The organism is Kiloniella sp. (genome assembly GCF_048270245.1).
GTDB lineage: Bacteria > Pseudomonadota > Alphaproteobacteria > Kiloniellales > Kiloniellaceae > Kiloniella.
Map to the genome: position 1 here is coordinate 421,950 of NZ_JBLWTH010000002.1, position 18,067 is coordinate 440,016.

The 18,067-nt window shown below is 45.6% G+C and carries 15 protein-coding genes; 3 read left to right on the forward strand and 12 right to left on the reverse strand.

What is annotated here, in order from left to right; all coding sequences use genetic code 11:
• Positions 1-51: 51 nt before the first annotated feature.
• From ACN0W5_RS07200 to ACN0W5_RS07250, 11 genes are all read right to left on the reverse strand, one after another.
• Positions 52-813, reverse strand: coding sequence for a DeoR/GlpR family DNA-binding transcription regulator (locus ACN0W5_RS07200; protein WP_417453466.1), 762 nt, complete (start codon positions 811-813; stop codon positions 52-54).
• Between the two features lie 127 nt (positions 814-940).
• On the reverse strand, positions 941-3,457 hold the full coding sequence (gene hrpB, locus ACN0W5_RS07205) for an ATP-dependent helicase HrpB (protein WP_417453467.1): 2,517 nt from the start codon (positions 3,455-3,457) through the stop codon (positions 941-943).
• Positions 3,458-3,522: 65 nt separating this feature from the next.
• A complete protein-coding gene (locus ACN0W5_RS07210) occupies positions 3,523-3,834 on the reverse strand; it encodes a hypothetical protein (RefSeq protein ID WP_417453468.1) in 312 nt (103 codons plus the stop codon).
• A 173-nt stretch (positions 3,835-4,007) separates the two neighbouring features.
• The gene (gene fdxA / locus ACN0W5_RS07215) at positions 4,008-4,364 is read right to left on the reverse strand and encodes a ferredoxin FdxA (RefSeq protein ID WP_417453469.1); all 357 of its coding nucleotides are present in this window, start codon (positions 4,362-4,364) and stop codon (positions 4,008-4,010) included.
• Between the two features lie 47 nt (positions 4,365-4,411).
• Positions 4,412-4,945, reverse strand: coding sequence for a DUF934 domain-containing protein (locus tag ACN0W5_RS07220; RefSeq protein ID WP_417453470.1), 534 nt, complete (start codon positions 4,943-4,945; stop codon positions 4,412-4,414).
• Between the two features lie 108 nt (positions 4,946-5,053).
• The gene (locus ACN0W5_RS07225) at positions 5,054-5,824 is read right to left on the reverse strand and encodes a phosphoadenylyl-sulfate reductase (RefSeq protein ID WP_417453471.1); all 771 of its coding nucleotides are present in this window, start codon (positions 5,822-5,824) and stop codon (positions 5,054-5,056) included.
• The gene (locus ACN0W5_RS07230) at positions 5,817-7,469 is read right to left on the reverse strand and encodes a nitrite/sulfite reductase (protein ID WP_417453472.1); all 1,653 of its coding nucleotides are present in this window, start codon (positions 7,467-7,469) and stop codon (positions 5,817-5,819) included. The genes ACN0W5_RS07225 and ACN0W5_RS07230 overlap by 8 nt, the downstream gene beginning before the upstream one ends.
• A 4-nt stretch (positions 7,470-7,473) precedes the next feature.
• Positions 7,474-7,803, reverse strand: coding sequence for a DUF2849 domain-containing protein (locus ACN0W5_RS07235; protein ID WP_417453473.1), 330 nt, complete (start codon positions 7,801-7,803; stop codon positions 7,474-7,476).
• Positions 7,804-7,831: 28 nt separating this feature from the next.
• Entirely contained in the window at positions 7,832-9,283 is a 1,452-nt protein-coding gene (cysG, locus tag ACN0W5_RS07240) for a siroheme synthase CysG (protein WP_417453474.1), read from the reverse strand.
• 338 nt (positions 9,284-9,621) lie between these two features.
• The gene (gene pdxY, locus ACN0W5_RS07245) at positions 9,622-10,482 is read right to left on the reverse strand and encodes a pyridoxal kinase (RefSeq protein ID WP_417453475.1); all 861 of its coding nucleotides are present in this window, start codon (positions 10,480-10,482) and stop codon (positions 9,622-9,624) included.
• Positions 10,483-10,561: 79 nt separating this feature from the next.
• The gene (locus tag ACN0W5_RS07250) at positions 10,562-11,650 is read right to left on the reverse strand and encodes an aminoglycoside phosphotransferase family protein (protein ID WP_417453476.1); all 1,089 of its coding nucleotides are present in this window, start codon (positions 11,648-11,650) and stop codon (positions 10,562-10,564) included.
• A 160-nt stretch (positions 11,651-11,810) separates the two neighbouring features.
• On the opposite strand from ACN0W5_RS07250, the gene hutU reads away from it, so the two are divergent.
• From hutU to hutC, 3 genes are all read left to right on the forward strand, one after another.
• Complete coding sequence (gene hutU, locus ACN0W5_RS07255) at positions 11,811-13,475, forward strand: urocanate hydratase (RefSeq protein WP_417453477.1); 1,665 nt, start codon at positions 11,811-11,813, stop codon at positions 13,473-13,475.
• Positions 13,472-15,025: a histidine ammonia-lyase gene (hutH, locus tag ACN0W5_RS07260; protein WP_417453478.1), complete on the forward strand. Its 1,554-nt coding sequence runs from the start codon at positions 13,472-13,474 to the stop codon at positions 15,023-15,025. Before hutU ends, hutH begins: the two co-directional genes overlap by 4 nt.
• 159 nt (positions 15,026-15,184) lie before the next feature.
• Positions 15,185-15,907, forward strand: a complete 723-nt coding sequence (gene hutC / locus ACN0W5_RS07265; protein ID WP_417453479.1) for a histidine utilization repressor — start codon at positions 15,185-15,187, stop codon at positions 15,905-15,907.
• 36 nt (positions 15,908-15,943) lie between these two features.
• On the opposite strand, the gene mnmC is transcribed toward hutC, so the two are convergent.
• Positions 15,944-17,953: a bifunctional tRNA (5-methylaminomethyl-2-thiouridine)(34)-methyltransferase MnmD/FAD-dependent 5-carboxymethylaminomethyl-2-thiouridine(34) oxidoreductase MnmC gene (gene mnmC, locus ACN0W5_RS07270; RefSeq protein WP_417453480.1), complete on the reverse strand. Its 2,010-nt coding sequence runs from the start codon at positions 17,951-17,953 to the stop codon at positions 15,944-15,946.
• Between the last annotated feature and the right edge of the window lie 114 nt (positions 17,954-18,067).

Sequence of the window (18,067 nt, forward strand, 5' to 3'; positions counted from 1 at the left end):
TAAACTTTAGATAGATGATTTTTAATAATTTACGACTAAAAATTTAAAACCTCAGACAGTCACAATCACTTCGACTTCTGCGTCTCGTAAACAGGCTGCCAAATCCGGATCAGGTTCGCCATCAGTGATCAGCACATCAATTACATTTAAAGGCGCGACCTTAACCAGACGAGATCGATTGAACTTACTCTGATCGACCACAACAATAGTTTTTTGCGCCTGTTCCATCACGGTACGTGAAAACTCGGCCTCTTCCAGATGATCAACCATCAATCCCTTGACTGGGTCCACCCCCCCCAGTGACAGGACAGCATACTTCACGTCAAATTGCTTGATAAAAGCTATTGCAGAAGGTCCAAAGGCGGCAGCATCATCGGCACGTAGCTCGCCCCCAGCTATATAAACTCTGTTCCCGTTGCGGGTTGCCAATGCTCGGGCCGTTTCGACGGAATTGGTCACAACCAGCAAATTTGAGTGCTCCTGCAGCGCATGTGCTGCAATAGCGGTCGTACTCCCTGTATCCAGGATCAATGAATCACCGCTCTGAATTATTTTTGAAAGCTCAAAACCAATACTTTGTTTGGCTTCGTGGTTTTCAACCATCCTGTGCTGAAAAGGAGGCTCATGCCCTTCATCAGGAACAATAATACCACCATGTACTTTTTCGACCAGCCCCGCGTTAACCATTGGCTTTACATCTCGCCGAATGGTCTCGTCAGATACCGAAAATTGGTTGGCAAGCTCAAGGATGGTACACAACCCTTTTTGCCGAACTGCTTTCAAGATTTCTTTTTGTCTTCTTGTTGGATGCATGAAACCCGCTACCCTCTCTCAACTGATTTAAGCAATAGGTTAATTCACACTAAAAATCAAATTCCGGAAATTACCCAAGCTTTAACCACCCCCTATCAAAGAAAACACACTCGAAGAACACGACCTCCTAACGACGTGTTTTATTCATGTTCTTTTTTGTTTTTGATGTCGGCTCTGCAATCAAGGGATCATCGGGCCAGTAATGTCGCGGATAGCGTCCTTTCATATCCTTTTTCACATCGTGATAGGTATTGGCCCAAAAACCGGCTAAATCACTGGTAACTTGTAACGGACGTCGCGCAGGTGATAACAAATGGAGACGCAAAGGAATACGACCGCCAAAGATTGATGGCGTTACGGATAAACCAAAAAGCTCTTGAAGCCTGACTTCAAGAACAGGCAGCATTGAATCACTATAGTTGATTCTGGCTGTATTCCCGGTCGGGAGCTCAATCCGGCTTGGGAAGTTTTCATCCAAGAACTGTCGTTTATCCCAATCCAGAAATGAAAGTAGAATACTTTTAAGATCTAGTGCCTGTAACGCCTTCAGTGTCGTGACATCATCAAGATAAGGCAACAGCCAAGTATCAACACTAGAGATCAAGCCAGCTGTAGAAAAATCAGGCCAATCAACCTTCTCTGCCAGCATCCCAGCAGAGATAACCCGACAGCAAAGATGTTCAAAGTCAAGACCAGGATCAAGGATTGTTAAGCCTCTCCCCTTAACTAACGTCAGAATTTCCTGTTTGATTGCGTCCCGATCTGGTTCCTTAACGCGCGTTGCCCTGAGAATGACCTCGCCAAAACGTTCAACCTTTTCCCCCAGAAAAACACCTTTTAAGTCATCCAGTCTCACCCGATCTTCGGACACGATGCTTTCAGCATGAAACTTCCGAATTTGACTATCAGGCACCTCAATAGCCTGATAGACTCGCGCTGAAGCCCCTGTACCTCCAATATTTGTCATCACAAGATAAGGTTTTGACGCCAAGGGATCCAACTCATCCAGCTCGGCCCCCTTACCGCCAGAGAGCTTAAAGCGACCAACTGCATTTTTGCGGAGCTTTCCAATGCGGTCAGGATAGGCGAGAGAAGCCAAACCTCCGGCATACTCTGTATCGATAGCTGTGCCCGGTTTCACACCCAACGCTCTGGCATATTGTTCTGCTGTGCGTTTGACTTGCTTCAAACGATAAGAATCAAATTTGAAACCTCTATCCATCGACTTTCGTGTAAAAGCATCAATCCGAACTAAAAGGTCAGTCTGCATTTTGGTCGATCCATCTTGCAAGATATCCCTTTCAGTTAACAACGCCGCCATAAGACAACCAAGCCAACCTGCGCCCTCTTCCTTCCCTCTGACAAGCATATGCGCAAGTCTGGGATGGACAGGAAGCCGGGACATTTTTTTACCGTGATCTGTAATGTGATCAGCCTGATCAATAGCGCCTAAAGATCGGAGCAGCTCCATCGCCTGCTTCCAAGATGATTTTGGAGGTACTGTGCACCAATTTAACTCTTCAGGATCTGTTGCCCCCCAATTGAAAAGCTCAAGCACAAGAGAACAAAGATCAGCTTCTTGAATCTCCGGCCGATCCTGTGACGTTAATGCGCCATTTTGGGATTCCGGCCACAACCGGTAACAAACCCCCGGTTCCAACCGCCCTGCACGACCAGCTCTCTGATCAGCTGACGCCCTTGAGACACGAATAGTCTCCAACCGAGTTAAACCTGAAGAAGGATCAAATCTCGGGCTTCGCCGAAAACCACAGTCTATTATTATTCTGATGCCCTCAATGGTTAAGCTTGTCTCGGCAATAGAGGTTGCCAAAACAACTTTCCGTTGCCCCCTCTCGACAGGTTCGATTGCTTTTCGTTGTTTCGCCATAGGCAAATCACCATAGAGAGGATAGACCTCAACATCGGCCGTCGCTGTCTTTGCGTTTAAGAGACTTTCTACCCGTTTTATTTCCCCAACACCGGGTAGGAAAGCAAGGATACTTCCCTCCTCTTCCTGAAGAACCTCTTCTATCTTGTCAGCCACATCAAACGGAATATTCTTGCGCTGCGTTTCTCGTCCGTAATTTATATCAACTGGGAAACTCCGACCTTCGCTTGTGATAATAGGGGCATCATTCATCAGATGAGAAACAGCCTGACCATCCAGCGTCGCAGACATAACCAAAATCCGAAGATCGTCCCGAAGTGCGGCCTGAACCTCTAAACAAAGTGCAAGTCCCAAATCCGCTTGCAAACTGCGTTCATGAAACTCATCAAAAATGACCAACCCGACACCAGATAGTTCAGGATCGTTTTGGAGCATTCGGGTTAAAATACCCTCTGTAACGACCTCAATCCTTGTTCCGGCGCTCACTTTCTTTTCCAGTCGGATACGATAACCAACCCTATTGCCAATATCCTCACCAAAAATCTCTGCCATTCTGGTCGCAGCAGCTCGCGCCGCAAGACGCCTAGGTTCAAGCATGATAATTTTTTTATCACCAAGCCAATCTGAATGAAGAAGATGCAAAGGAACCCCTGTTGTCTTACCGGCACCAGGGGGGGCTTGAAGCACAAGCGAGTTTTTTTCAGCAAGCTTTTGCGCAACTTGTGGAAGAACGGAATCTATGGGTAAGCCAGTCATAACAGGCTTATATCATTACTATCTCTGAGATATCTAGAACTTAGACAAGAAAAGGATTATGCGCTCTACCCAGAGATCTCGAGACAATTAGCTGTTCCATTGACCTTACAATTAAAGAGCTTGATAGCCTCATCCCCCTTTAAACGCGCTTCATTTTCAATACATTTGGACCAAATATCCAAGCTATCAAGAAAGTATGTCACTTCTCTTTTGCATTTCTCAAAATCTTTAGCGTCTAAAAACTGAATTTCAATATACTGTTTTGTACATTTTGGTGGGTCATAACTTGGCTTTTGGCACTCAGCAAGAACGGGTCCAACCCACAATACCCCCCCCATAATCAGCGGGAGATACATTTTTTTTAAAATACCAAGCATATCAAAATTTCCGTGGCTTCAGGACAAAAGGAAACCACACATTTCGTACGGCTATCTTTTTCTTAATATCCCAGAATGGTAAAGGAACCGATAACACCCAGGTTTCGCCCCTATATCCGTAATGAAAAAAGGGCACCCGAATGGATGCCCTTCTACAATCATCAGCGGTGCAATTAACCAGCTTTTTTTTCTGCTTCCTGACCACCGGGATTGGGACTAAAAAACTTCTCGTATTTTCCAGACAATCCATTGAATTCATCTGCATCAGCAGGCGGTTGTCCCTGCTCGGTGATATTTGGCCAGATCTCTGCATACTTAGTATTCATTTCCAGCCACTTTTCTGCTTCTGGATCAGTATCAGGCAAAATCGCTTCTGCCGGACATTCAGGTTCGCAAACACCACAATCAATGCATTCATCAGGATGAATTACGAGGGTGTTTTCTCCTTCATAGAAGCAATCTACGGGACAAACCTCTACACAATCCATGTATTTGCACTTGATGCAATTATCCGCAACGACATAAGTCATAACGCACTCCAGTGATCAGCCAATTGTCAAAATGACTGAAGAAAAAATTAAGACGCTTTGTTGTAGCCCAGTTCTTTATGGCTTTCGATCAACCGCTTACGCAATGAAGACACCGTTGTTTCACCATCCCCAGTAGGTTGGTAGAACACATTCACATCGGCTGACTTATTCCGGTTCAAAGAACGAAGCGTCGCATCACTTCCGATCTCAAGAGTATCAAAGCCACAGCGTTGCATAAGCTGGATCTGATCATACAACACATCACCAACAGCCCTGACTTCCCCTTCAAACCCATAACGCTCTTTTAGAATACGTGCATAGGAATAGGCTCTGCCATCGCCAAAGGCCGGAAAGTTCAAAGCAACCAAAGAGAGTTTATTTAAATCATCTTCGATCAACTCAGGCGACTCATTGCTCTCTAACAAAACGCCAAGTTCCAGACCGCGGTCAAGCAAAGTCTCTTTTTCACTGTTCCAGCGGTCAAGCGACACGATGACAGAAGTTTCGGCAGGAACTTCAGCCTCGTTATCCAGCTTGGTCCATTTATCAGCAATCTGACGTCCATCTTTTATGAGCGGCATTTTACTCTCTTTTCTTTCAATCTGCCTGACTAGTACGTCCTAAACACTTCTAAGGACTTTATGCTAGCGATGGCTAGGTTAAACTTTAATCAACAAAAGCTGGCTTGCTTATGCGGTCGTATTCCTTGCGGCACCTGTATCCAGAAAGTGAATACCACACTCGGTCTTATCCTGATTTTTCCAACGTCCGCTTCTTGGGTCTGCGCCTGCCTCAACCTTATCCGTACACGGCATACAGCCTACTGATGGATACCCATCAGCTTCTAGCGGGTGACGCGGCAGGTTATGCTTGTTGAAATAAGCCGTAATCTCATCACGCTCCCAATAGGCAAGCGGATTGATTTTAATTCGAGAGCCTTCTGCTTCAACAAGCTCCAGCTTGGCACGTGTTACAGACTGGAACCTCTTACGTCCGGAAATCCAGGCGTCAAGATCATCAAGCGCACGGTTCATAGGCTCGACCTTGCGTACCCAACAACACATATCTGTATCTTGATTCCAAAGGATACCTTTGGGGTCCTTTTCAGAAACCTTCGCTTCTTCGGGCAAGATCTGGCGCACATCTGTTAACCCCAGAAACTCTGTTAACTGCCGTCGATACCGATGGGTTTCACCAAATAATTTCCCTGTATCCATAAAGATGACAGGCGTATTTGGATTAACTTGAGCAACAAGATGCAAAAGGATTGCTGACTCTGTCCCAAAAGAAGAAACAAGAGCAACGCGACCTTTAAATTCATCTTCAATGAGTCGGACAAGAGCATCATGGGTCGACAAATTCCGAACACTGTCCAGCAATTCTGCTGCGCGAGATTTTGTCGTTTCCAAACGCTCTCGTGCGCTTCCTTCTTTTTGTAACAAGGTCGATGCCTTAAGCATAAAGTCTTTCCTTGAACGGAGCCATACCAACCCGGTTATAAGCATCAAGGAAACTTTCCTCGGCACCGTCACGGATTTCCAAGTAGGTGTTCACCACAGTCTCAACCGCATCGACAATTTTATCATAGGCAAATGATGGCCCGATAATTTTGCCGATCGCAGCATTTTCGTTCGCGTTTCCACCCAATGTAATCTGGTAATACTCTTCACCTTTACGATCCACACCCAAAATACCGATATGACCGACGTGGTGATGACCACAGGCATTGATACATCCAGAAATCTTTAGCTTTAGTTCGCCGATATCATACTGACGCTCTATATCAGCAAAACGCTTACTAATGGCCTGAGCAACCGGGATTGAGCGTGCATTTGCAAGGGCACAATAATCAAGACCAGGGCAGACGATCATATCAGAAATCAAGCCAAGATTTCCTGTTGCCAAGCCTGCTTCTTGTAAACCAAGGAAAACATCATAAAGATCGTCAAGCTTCACGTGTGGCAAAACAAGGTTTTGCTCATGTGTCGCCCGAATTTCATCAAAGCTATACTTTTCTGCCAGATCAGCAACAACTTCCATCTGATCATCCGTAATATCGCCCGGCGCTTCCCCTTCAGGTTTCAACGAGATATTCGCAATGGCATAGCCCGACTTCTTATGCGCAATAACGTTCGCACGCACCCAAGTTGCAAAGCCACGATCTTCAAAGCGTTTTACTTCGAACGAACGAGATGTCGCATCAAGCGTTTCAAAAGTTGGTGGCGCAAAGTAATCGTTAATACGATCAACTTCTTCCAACGGTAGATTTAACGCCGTATCTTTGATCCGGTTCCACTCTTCTTCGACCAGACGACGGATTTCATCAATGCCTGTTTCATGCACCAGAATTTTGATACGCGCTTTGTATTTGTTATCACGACGACCGATCTGGTTGTACACACGCAGAATGGCTTCAAGATAAGATAACAGGTGTTCCTTGGGCAGGAATTCACGAACGACCTTACCAATCATGGGTGTACGACCCTGACCACCACCAACGTGAACTTCAAAGCCAACTTCACCTTCATCGTTCTTAACAATCGCCAAGCCAATATCGTGAACACGAATGGCAGCACGGTCAGTTGTTGCCCCCGTCACAGCGACCTTGAACTTACGGGGCAAGAAGGTGAACTCTGGGTGCAGAGAAGACCACTGGCGAATGATTTCGCAGTAAACCCGCGGATCTTCAATCTCGTCAGCTGCAGCACCAGCATACTGGTCAGACGTTGTGTTTCTTATGCAGTTACCGCTGGTCTGGATCGCATGCATCTCAACTTCGGCAAGTTCTTTGAGAATAGCAGGAACATCCTTAAGCACTGGCCAGTTATATTGAATGTTCTGACGCGTCGTAAAGTGACCATAGCCACGATCATACTTGCGGGCAATATGAGCCAGTTTGCGCATCTGAACGGAATTGAAAGTCCCATAAGGAATAGCAACACGGAGCATATAGGCGTGTAGTTGCAGATAAAGACCGTTCATCAAACGCAACGGTTTGAATTGATCTTCGGTCAAATCACCTTCGATACGGCGTTCTACCTGATCCCCAAACTGAGCAACACGTTGTTGAACAAAATCATAGTCAAATTCATCATAGCGATACATTGCGTTATTCCTTAACTGACCCGGATGAAACTGACCCCGATGAATTCGCCGGAGTATTATGACCATACTCAACGGTTGGGCCTTTTGCCCGAATACCTTCCTTGACTGAAAGTGGCTGAAGACCTGCTTCATTGCGCCCCACTTTAATCAGGTAAGGACCAACAATAATCTGGTTCGCTTCTGCTTTTTCAGCCTCGGCCAACAACAATGCTTCGCCATCTTTATCTTCAACGGCCTTTGCAGATGAAAAATGATCTGTCCATTCTGCATCTTCACCAAAATAAACAACACCACCACCAAGCAGTCTGTTCGCAGTCATAATTTGCAATGACATATTCTTTACTCTCTCCAAAACGTGCCGCTTATTGCGCGGCAACGGCGACTTCATTCAAAAAGGAAGCCGTATTTGTATTTTCCATCGCAGCAGTCGTAATCTGCTGTAAATCTGATGTATCGGCATAGGCCGCAACTGATCCGATAACGATCAGTGAAGGACCAGTCACCTGATGTCGCTTAACCATCTCAGCAGCATCAAAAAGCTGTCCGGGAAGAACCCTTTGATCAATACGCGTACCATTCTCGATGATCGCAATTGGTGTCTTTGGGTCCTGACCGTGTTTAATCAAGCGATCAGATATTTGCCCGGCATTCTTAAGCCCCATGTAAAAGACCAATGTTTGGCGACTGTTGATCAAGCTCGACCAATCAGCTGCGGTCATATCATCACCCGTCTGCCCAGTCACAAAAGTGACCATCGATGCGTGTTCACGATGGGTCAGCGGTATGCCCGATGCTGCTGCGCAACCAACCGCAGCCGTAATCCCCGGAACAACATCAACTTCAATCCCTGCAGATTGCAGTACATCCATTTCTTCACCACCACGACCAAAAACAAATGGATCGCCGCCTTTCAGACGAACAACGCGCAGCCCCTTACGTGCTTCACGAACAAGAATGTCATTAATTTCGTCCTGGGTATGGCTGTGATGCCCCGGTTCTTTGCCCACATAAATACGATCTGCATCACGGCGCACATAGTCGAGAATTTCATCACTGATCAGTCGGTCATACACAACGACATCAGCCTGTTGCATAAACCTCATGGCGCGAAAGGTAAGAAGATCCGGGTCCCCCGGGCCAGCACCAACGATGGCAACATGACCAGTGGCATTTTCCTGTTTCCAGTTCCGGTTAATCAGCCCAAGCATACTCTCGCGGGCAGAAACTTCACGCCCAGACAGAACAGACTCAGCAATGGGGCCATCAAAGAAATTTTCCCAAAACTTTCTACGATCATTACCGCTGGATATGGTTCCCTTTACCGCCCCGCGAAAACTGTCCGCAAACGAGGCAAGACGTCCGAGCGCTGGGGGTAACATCCCTTCAATTTTCTCGCGAAGATTACGTGCAAGAATTGGTGCAGAACCACCACTGGAAATACCAATAACAATCGGCGAGCGATCAACAATCGCAGGCATGATGAAGTCTGACAGCTCAGGACGATCTACGGCATTAACCTTAATACCTTGTGTTCGCGCAGCCTTCGCGACTGCCGCATCAATATCTTCAATATCAGTTGCCGCAAAAACAAGGCTTGCGCCTGTGACGTCATCATTCAGGAATTTACGCGCCAGATGATCAACATCAGCCTGCGCAACCAGTTCCTGAATCTCTGGACAGAGTGTAGGTGCGATCACAGTTACTGCTGCGTCAGCCTTACGAAGCAAACGCAGTTTCCTTGCAGCTAAGTCGCCGCCGCCAACTAAAACAACTTTCTGCCCCTTAAGAGACAGGAAAATCGGAAAGTGATCCATGACACCCTCACACTTATTTCACACACAATCATGAGAAATTATTTTCTCAATCACATAAACTCACAGTGAATAGATGACACATTTTGAAAAAATTACAAGTAAAAATGAAATTTTTTAATATTTAACACTTTTTATTAGTTAAATACAATGCAGACGATGGAACACTCGATGAAACAGGAAATCATCTCTTGCACAGAAAAGAATTTATAACAACAAAATCAAATATTTAATTGAAAAAAAATTATTACGAAAGAAGAATTTTACCCTATAAAATAAAGATCTTATTGCCCTTCCAAACGAGAAAAACATAAATCCAGGAAGAAAAATAAATTTTATATCTACACTTTTTTTCGTGTGATTATATCACTTGCATTTATAATACACTTTTGATGTGTAATTATATCAAGCTCTCTTAAATCAGACGCCACTGTGTGCTTTATTATGGAGTATACAGCATTCAAAGATAACTCAGCAGCATCCATCTCATTTTGCCCAAGAAGTATTCTGGCTATAAACATAGCTGTAAAAAGATCCCCAGTTCCCGAAGGGCCATTTTGTAAGAATGGCGTAGAGTACAACATTGCTCCATCTGGACGAACAACCAACGTATGTGTTGTTTCTTCACCCGTAGAATCTGCTGTAAAATCTGCAGAAGTGACAACCACACAACGTAAAGTAAAATCATTCATGAGCTTGCGGGCAACGGCGACCATATCACCATGGTTCAGACAACTCGTTGCAGTAAGACTATCAAACTCAAATTTATTTGGCGTTATAATATCAGCCAAAGGCAACAGTTTATCTGTAATTAACTGCGGTATGCCCGCCTGAACAAAAAAACCTTTTCCAACATCCCCCATAACAGGATCAAGGCAATATAATCCCTGTGGATTACAGACTTTAGAGCGCTTTACGGCTTTCTCAATAACATATCCGTTCTCTAACGTCGCAAGATAGCCACTCTGAAACCCTGCACTTTCATGAAACGCACCGCGTTCTTCAAGCCCGGAAAACAGATCCTCTAAAAGATCACTCTCCACAGCCCTTCCATAAAAGCTATCGTGTGCGGGATGATTAGATAAAATTGTCGTTGGAACTGAATGCACAGAAACACCGAGCTTCTGCATCGGAAATGCCGCCGCAGAATTCCCGACATGCCCATAACAAACATGGGATTGGGCAGAAATAATTGATGGCATAGCTTTTCCCCTACATGAACGCCACAGGCATGACATGCCTTACCAAAAGCTCCCACGCCCTCAAAGAGACAAAAATTGTCTAAGATAGCGAGACAGGAAACCCTTCCGTTAGAGCTGCTGACTTCATAACCTTTTCTTGGTCAATTGTTTCAGCTTTTAACTCAACAACAAAATCCGGAAAATATTTATCAAACCAGCTCTTTACAGGTTCTAGAATACTATTTTGCAAAGAGCTATCCATCAAACTGCTGACACGCGTTACATGTCTCAGATAGGCATCCTTCTGGTCTCGAGAATAGAGACGTGTAAATAATCCTAAGACTTTAGCATGACGCTGTGCAGAAAGAACATAATACCAGGACATAAAGCCCTGACCCTCTTCACTATCCCTGTCAATTTTCATTGCTTTGAGATAACGGTCGATCATCCTTGTTCGCAGCCCCTCATTAATATCACGGCGGGCATCTTCAACCAGTGACATCAGATCATATGGCGCAACACCTAGCACAGCAGTCTGAAAATCCAACAAACCGCATGATGCAACACCATCACGTCCGTCCAAAATCATAAGATTATCAATATGAAAATCTCGTAAAACCAAAGTAGTCGGAAGCAGAGGAAGAGCGTTAAAAACTTTGCACCAGGAAGATATATAGGCTTGCCGCACCTCAGCAAACAAAGCTTCGCCCTTTACGCTCGGTATATACCAATCTGCCATAATAAGTGCTTCTTTTATCAAAAAAGCCAAGTCATAAGGCGGCATATCAATTTGAGCCAGCCTTTCGGATGAATGCATTGTAACCAATACATCAACAGCAAGCTCATAAAGCTTTTCTTCCTCCCACCCCGCATTCAAAAGCTTGGCGTAGGTATTAACACCAAAATCTTCCAACAACAAAAAGCCGTTTTCGATATCTTCATGATGAATAACAGGGGTCGAAACCCCACAGGATAATAAATGCCGCCCAACCTGCGCAAATACAGCAACGGGTTCCGCAATGCCCGGCGGCGCATCCATAACGATTTTTGTCTCATCGCCCTTGGACAACCTGAAATAACATCGCGCAGAGGCATCAACGGGCAAAGCCTCAATCGTTGCACCCTCCCAGCCTGCATTCCTAATAAAGGCGATTCTCTGTTGTTCTCTTTGATCCGGGGGAAAACTCACCAATAGCTCCACTTAACAAAACGCATGCATTCTCAATAGCTTTTCACCTTATATCCGAAACAGAAAAGGAAAAACAGCGGTTACGATATTCAGGATATTGACAAGATGTATAGACAAGTTATTTTGTATATACATATTCCGAAGTTGGAAAGTTGAACAAATGAAAAAGAACACACGCACAATCCGCGCGCCACATGGCCCAGAACTTTCATGCGAAAGCTGGTTGAGTGAAGCCCCACTTAGAATGTTGATGAACAACCTGGATCCGGATGTCGCCGAACACCCGGAAGAGTTGGTTGTTTATGGCGGAATTGGCCGCGCGGCCCGAAACTGGGAATGTTACGATAAAATCGTCGAGAGCTTAAAGAAACTCAAAGACGATCAAACGCTTCTTGTACAATCCGGTAAACCCGTTGGCATTTTCCCAACGCATTCAGATGCCCCTCGTGTTCTTATTGCCAACTCCAACCTTGTTCCAAACTGGGCGAACTGGGAACACTTTAACAAACTGGATAAAGCTGGCCTGATGATGTACGGCCAGATGACCGCAGGGTCATGGATCTATATCGGCAGCCAGGGTATTGTTCAGGGTACGTACGAAACCTTTGTCGAAGCAGGGCGTCAGCACTATAACGGTGATCTTTCTGGTCGCTGGATACTAACTGGAGGCCTTGGTGGTATGGGCGGTGCCCAACCTCTTTCCGCAACAATGGCTGGCGCCTCTATGTTGGCGGTTGAATGTCAAGAAGACCGTATTGATATGCGGATTCGCACAGGTTATCTGGATAAAAAATGTAGTGATCTGGATGAGGCGCTTAACATTATCAATGACGCGGTTGCCAACAAAAAAGCGATCTCCGTCGGCTTGCTTGGCAATGCAGCGGATATCTTTCCTGAACTCGTCAAACGTGGTGTACGCCCTGACATTGTAACCGACCAAACCTCAGCACACGATCCCCTTAACGGTTACCTACCGCAAGGTTGGACCTGGGGGGAGTATGTCGAGCGATCTCAAAAAGATCCCAAAGGCACAACAACTTCAGCAAAGAAATCCATGGCTGTCCAAGTTCAAGCCATGCTGGATTTCCATGCACAAGGCATCCCGACAGTTGACTACGGTAATAATATCCGTCAGATGGCCCTGGAAGAAGGTGTGGAAAATGCCTTTGATTTCCCGGGTTTTGTCCCAGCCTATATTCGCCCCCTCTTCTGTCGCGGTATAGGCCCCTTCCGTTGGGCTGCACTTTCCGGTGACCCAGAAGACATTTATAAAACGGATCAAAAGGTCAAAGAACTTATTCCGGATGATCCACATCTACACAACTGGCTGGATATGGCGCGTGAGCGTATCCACTTCCAAGGGCTTCCATCCCGTATTTGCTGGGTTGGACTAGGGCAACGTCATAAACTTGGCCTCGCCTTTAACGAAATGGTGCGTAATGGCGAGCTTAAAGCACCCGTTGTTATTGGGCGCGATCACCTTGATTCAGGGTCGGTTGCCAGCCCGAACCGCGAAACCGAAAGCATGATGGACGGATCTGATGCTGTGTCAGACTGGCCTTTACTTAACGCGCTTCTAAACACTGCGGGTGGCGCGACATGGGTATCCTTACATCACGGTGGCGGTGTTGGCATGGGCTTCTCACAACATTCCGGGGTGGTTATCTGTGCTGACGGCACAGAAGCCGCAGACAAACGATTAGGCCGCGTTCTCTGGAATGATCCCGCAACAGGTGTTATGCGTCATGCAGATGCCGGATACGAAATTGCTAAAAAATGTGCTCGAGATAACAATCTCGACCTTCCTATGGAGTCAGATAAATGAAATCACTAGTCCTGACACCCCGTCAATTAACCCTCTCAACTCTTCGCGCCCTTACATTTGATGATGTAAAGATCGAACTAGATCCCGCTTGCAAAGCGCAAATAGCAGCTTCAACCGAAACAGTTCGCGATGTGCTTAGAGATGGCAGAACCGTTTATGGCATCAATACCGGTTTTGGGCGCCTTGCCTCAACACGCATTGATGATGAGCAGCTAGAAGAATTACAGAGTAATCTTGTGCTGTCCCACGCGACTGGTATGGGTCCATTGCTTGATGATGAAGTTGTTCGCCTGATTCTTGCACTCAAGGTCACATCATTAGCCCAAGGGTTCTCAGGTATCAGACAGGAAGTTCTTGATTACCTGATCACCTTCTACAATGAAGGTCTTTACCCTTGTATTCCATCAAAAGGATCCGTCGGTGCCTCTGGCGATTTGGCTCCCCTCGCCCATATGTCCGCTTTGATAATCGGTGCAGGAAAAGCCCGTTATAAAGGCGAGATTATGCCCGCCAAAGAAGGTTTAGAGCGCATTGGGTTAAAGCCAATGGTTCTAGGTCCCAAAGAAGGCCTCGCCCTGTTGAACGGAACTCAAGTTTCGACAGCCTTAGCCCTTGTTGGCCTGTTCAGAGCAGAAAACCTGATGAATGCCAGCACACTTGTTGGTGCAATGAGTGTTGAAGCGGCCAAAGGATCACATGTTCCCTTTGATCCCCGTATTCAAGAAGCGCGGGGTCAAATTGGACAAGCTGACATCGCATCTGTTTTCAGAACAGTTCTGGATGGTAGCCCGATTAAAGACAGCCACGCAGACTGTTCAAAGGTTCAAGATCCCTATTCTCTTCGCTGCCAACCCCAAGTTCTTGGTGCCTGTTTGGACCATATGCGTTTTGCAGCCAGCATTTTCGAACGCGAAGCCAATGCCGTGTCTGATAATCCACTGGTCTTCACAAAAGAGGGCGACATCCTATCAGGCGGCAACTTCCATGCTGAGCCTGTGGCCATGGCATCTGACGTCCTTGCTCTTGCCATTTCGGAAATGGGCGCTTTGTCTGAACGCCGTATTGCTCTTTTGATGGACAGCTCAATGTCAGGATTGCCACCCTTCCTTGTTGCGGGAAGCGGCCTTAACTCTGGCTTTATGATCGCACAGGTTACCGCAGCAGCCTTAGCGTCCGAGAATAAATCCCTCGCTCACCCGGCCTGTGTGGATAGTTTGCCAACATCAGCCAATCAGGAAGATCATGTTTCCATGGCAACCTTTGCCGCGAGACGTCTTTCTGATATGGCAAAAAATACGTCCGGTGTTTTGGCTGTCGAGCTATTATCAGCAGCCCAAGGCATTGACTTTCTCAAGCCACTAAAGACATCACCAACACTTGAAACTGTTATGGTAAGATTGCGCAAAGACGTCGCCTTCTTCGAACAGGACCGTTATTTTGCCGACGATCTTGATGCAGCAGAAAACCTCGTATGGGATGGAACATTTAACTCAATTTCTCCACCCGATTTCCTGCCAAGCTTTGATTATAATGATAAATTGCTCTTTTAAAGTTCCAAATTGAAGCAACTTGTTGACACAAATACAGTGTATTTCCGGTTGAAGAGTAAGTTTCGACTGGAAATATGCTGTAAAACCATGCATCTATAGTTTTATTATTAATAATAACAAGAAACGATCAATAACGCTTAAAGCGTGCGGGGACATATAATGGATGCCGAGAGCTGCGATAAAAAAGTACCTCTTTACCAGAAGGTAAAAGAGTACATTATCAATCATATTCAATCTGGCCAGTGGCAACCAGGATTTCAAATACCGTCAGAAAACGAACTAACCCAAAGCCAGAATATGTCACGTATGACGATTCACCGGGCTTTACGGGAACTCACCTCAGACGGTTGGTTGATGCGTGTTCAAGGCGCAGGAACTTTTGTTGCAGAACCCCGTCCCCAATCCGCAGTACTTGCAATAAAAAGCATCGCAGAGGAGGTTAGATCTCGTAATAGCCAATATAGCAACGAAGTCATCCTACTTACACAAGAACAAGCTTCTGCAAACGTTGCGGGTGTGATGAATCTGGAATTAAATTCCCCGGTTTACCATTCTGTTATTCTTCACAAGGAAAACGGGACACCTATTCAGCTGGAAGATCGCTATATAAACCCTGCTGCAGCTCCCGATTATCTAAATCAAGATTTTGGCAACATCACTCCCTACGACTATTTGGTCCAAGTCGCCCCGCTGGATAATGCAGAACACACCATCTTTGCAGTTGCTCCTGAGAAAAATCAGGCTGAATTACTAAAAATCACCGAAGCAACACCCTGCTTGTTGCTAAGACGGCGTACTTGGTCAGAGGGAAAAACAGTCACCTATGCCAAACTCGTCCATCCCGGAGATCGATATAGTTTGGGCGGAACGTTTCAAGGATAGCTGTAGAATAAAAAACACTTTAACCTAAGTGATAAGCTATAGACCTTTTTTGATATCTCTCATCAAAAATCGGGCAGGATGTATTGCATCTCTGATATCCGTAGAAATCGGCAGAGCATCAAAGCCACATATCAATTTCACGAGATAATTTGCCATCAAAGGTGCCGTCAAAAACCCACGAGACCCAAAACCAACAGCACAAAACAGGTTTTCGTAATACTCCCCCCGTGGCCATGATGGCTTACTTTTTTGCCCATTCTTCAAGCCCGCATAATCATGACTATATTGCTGTTCCTGATAAACTGAACCGACAAGAGGTAACCGATCAAACGTTGTTCCCCGAACGGATGTCCGACCACCCAGATCAACAGGGTTTATTTTCTCAGAAATATCCGGAACAATTTCGTTAAGAAGTGACAAATTATGATCATGGCGCTCTGCTGTAACGGACTTGTCTTTGGCTTCATCATAACAATAGAGTCGCTCAAAGGTGGCTCCAAAAACATGCTGTCCTTTGATAGCGGGTGTAATATATCCGCTACCATTAACAATGGTCTTTAAATTTGCACTGACCTTGTTAGGCGGACAAGTACTAACCTGTCCCCGGTTCATAATCACTGACAAGCTTTCAGATTGTACGAAATTCCTTACATTAAATGCGTTGGCAAGAACAACGCTATCAAACTCAAGGGCCTCGCCAGATTCCGACATTGAGAGCTTCCATTTACGCTGTCCTTGATCTGTAAATGGCTCAAGTAATGTCACTTCACAATTGAGCCTGACATCAATCCCACGGGTTAAGGCCATGGCAAGAGCAGTCGTATTGAGGCATCCCGCGTAGGGATACCAGACACCCGGTGATATCAGATTAATACCAGCAATCTCAGAAGCACGACTTGCATCAACAATAGAAAAATGATCCTGTGGTAGAACGTTCGAGGCTACAAAAGACTGTCGACGTTGAAGTTCTTTGTCATCGCCAATAAGATCCAAAGATCCGCACTGATGATGCCAGATTTCCTGCCCTGTTTGTTCTTCCAGTTTCCGATAAAATCTCAAAGCGTAGAGATAACAAGATGCTAAGTACTGCCCCAATACAGTACCGTTACGCATCAACTTAGGTTCAAATACCGCAGCCGGATTTCCTGACGCCCCTTCGGCAATAGAAGATGCCTTATCAATCAAAGTAACATCGACACCTGAACGTGACAGGCTATAGGCCAGGCAATTCCCGACAATTCCAGCGCCAACAACAGCTACCTTTTTAGGTTTTCTTTGTACTATGGGGATATCAAACCAAGGTAGAGATCCGGGATAAAATCTTCTTTTGTCCTCATCAAATTTATCAGGCGAGAATACCCCAACGATGCGTTCTCGTTTAAAAGCGTACCCTTTGCATCTTTCAATCTTAAAACCAGCATCTTCTAATCCACGGCGAACATGTCCAGCCGCTGTAAAGCTGGCTAACTTTGCACCGGATTTGGATTTCGCCGCCAGCAGTTCATAAACCTCTGCATTCCACATATCGGGATTTTTCTTAGGAGCAAAACCATCTAAAAACCAGGCATCAGCCTGCCCCGAAAAACACGTTAGAACTTCCTTAACGTCGCCAAAGAGAAGAATGAGCGTAACATTATCTCGCTCAAACTCCAGCGTGTGAAAACCCGGGCTTAGATCTGGGTAAGCTTTAATAAGCGCATCACGATTTTCTCCAAGCTCATCCCAAGGCTTCAACGATTTTTGCAGCTGAGTACGGCTAAGGGGAAACCCCTCAACGGAAACAAAGGTTAGATGTTGATCTGGTCGAGAAGTTTTTTTCCATTCTTTCCAAGTGGTTAAAAAATTCAACCCCGTCCCGAACCCTGTTTCACCAATGATTGTACTTTGCTTGTTTTTCCAAAGTTCACTCCCTCCAACAGCGTTTAGAAAAACAAACGCGCTTTCCGCTAATCCATTAGAAAGAGAATAATACACATCATCATATTTGCTAGATACCGGAACAACATTATCCCGCCATTCCAGTTCGGCTGTACTAAATTCAGTCATTCAAAAAACCGTTAAAAGAGTTCATGACTTTTAACTTTTTGAGATATTAAAGAAAAGGACTGTAATCAGAAAACAAAAAAAGCCAGCTACTGTGGTCAGTAGCTGGCTTTTTTA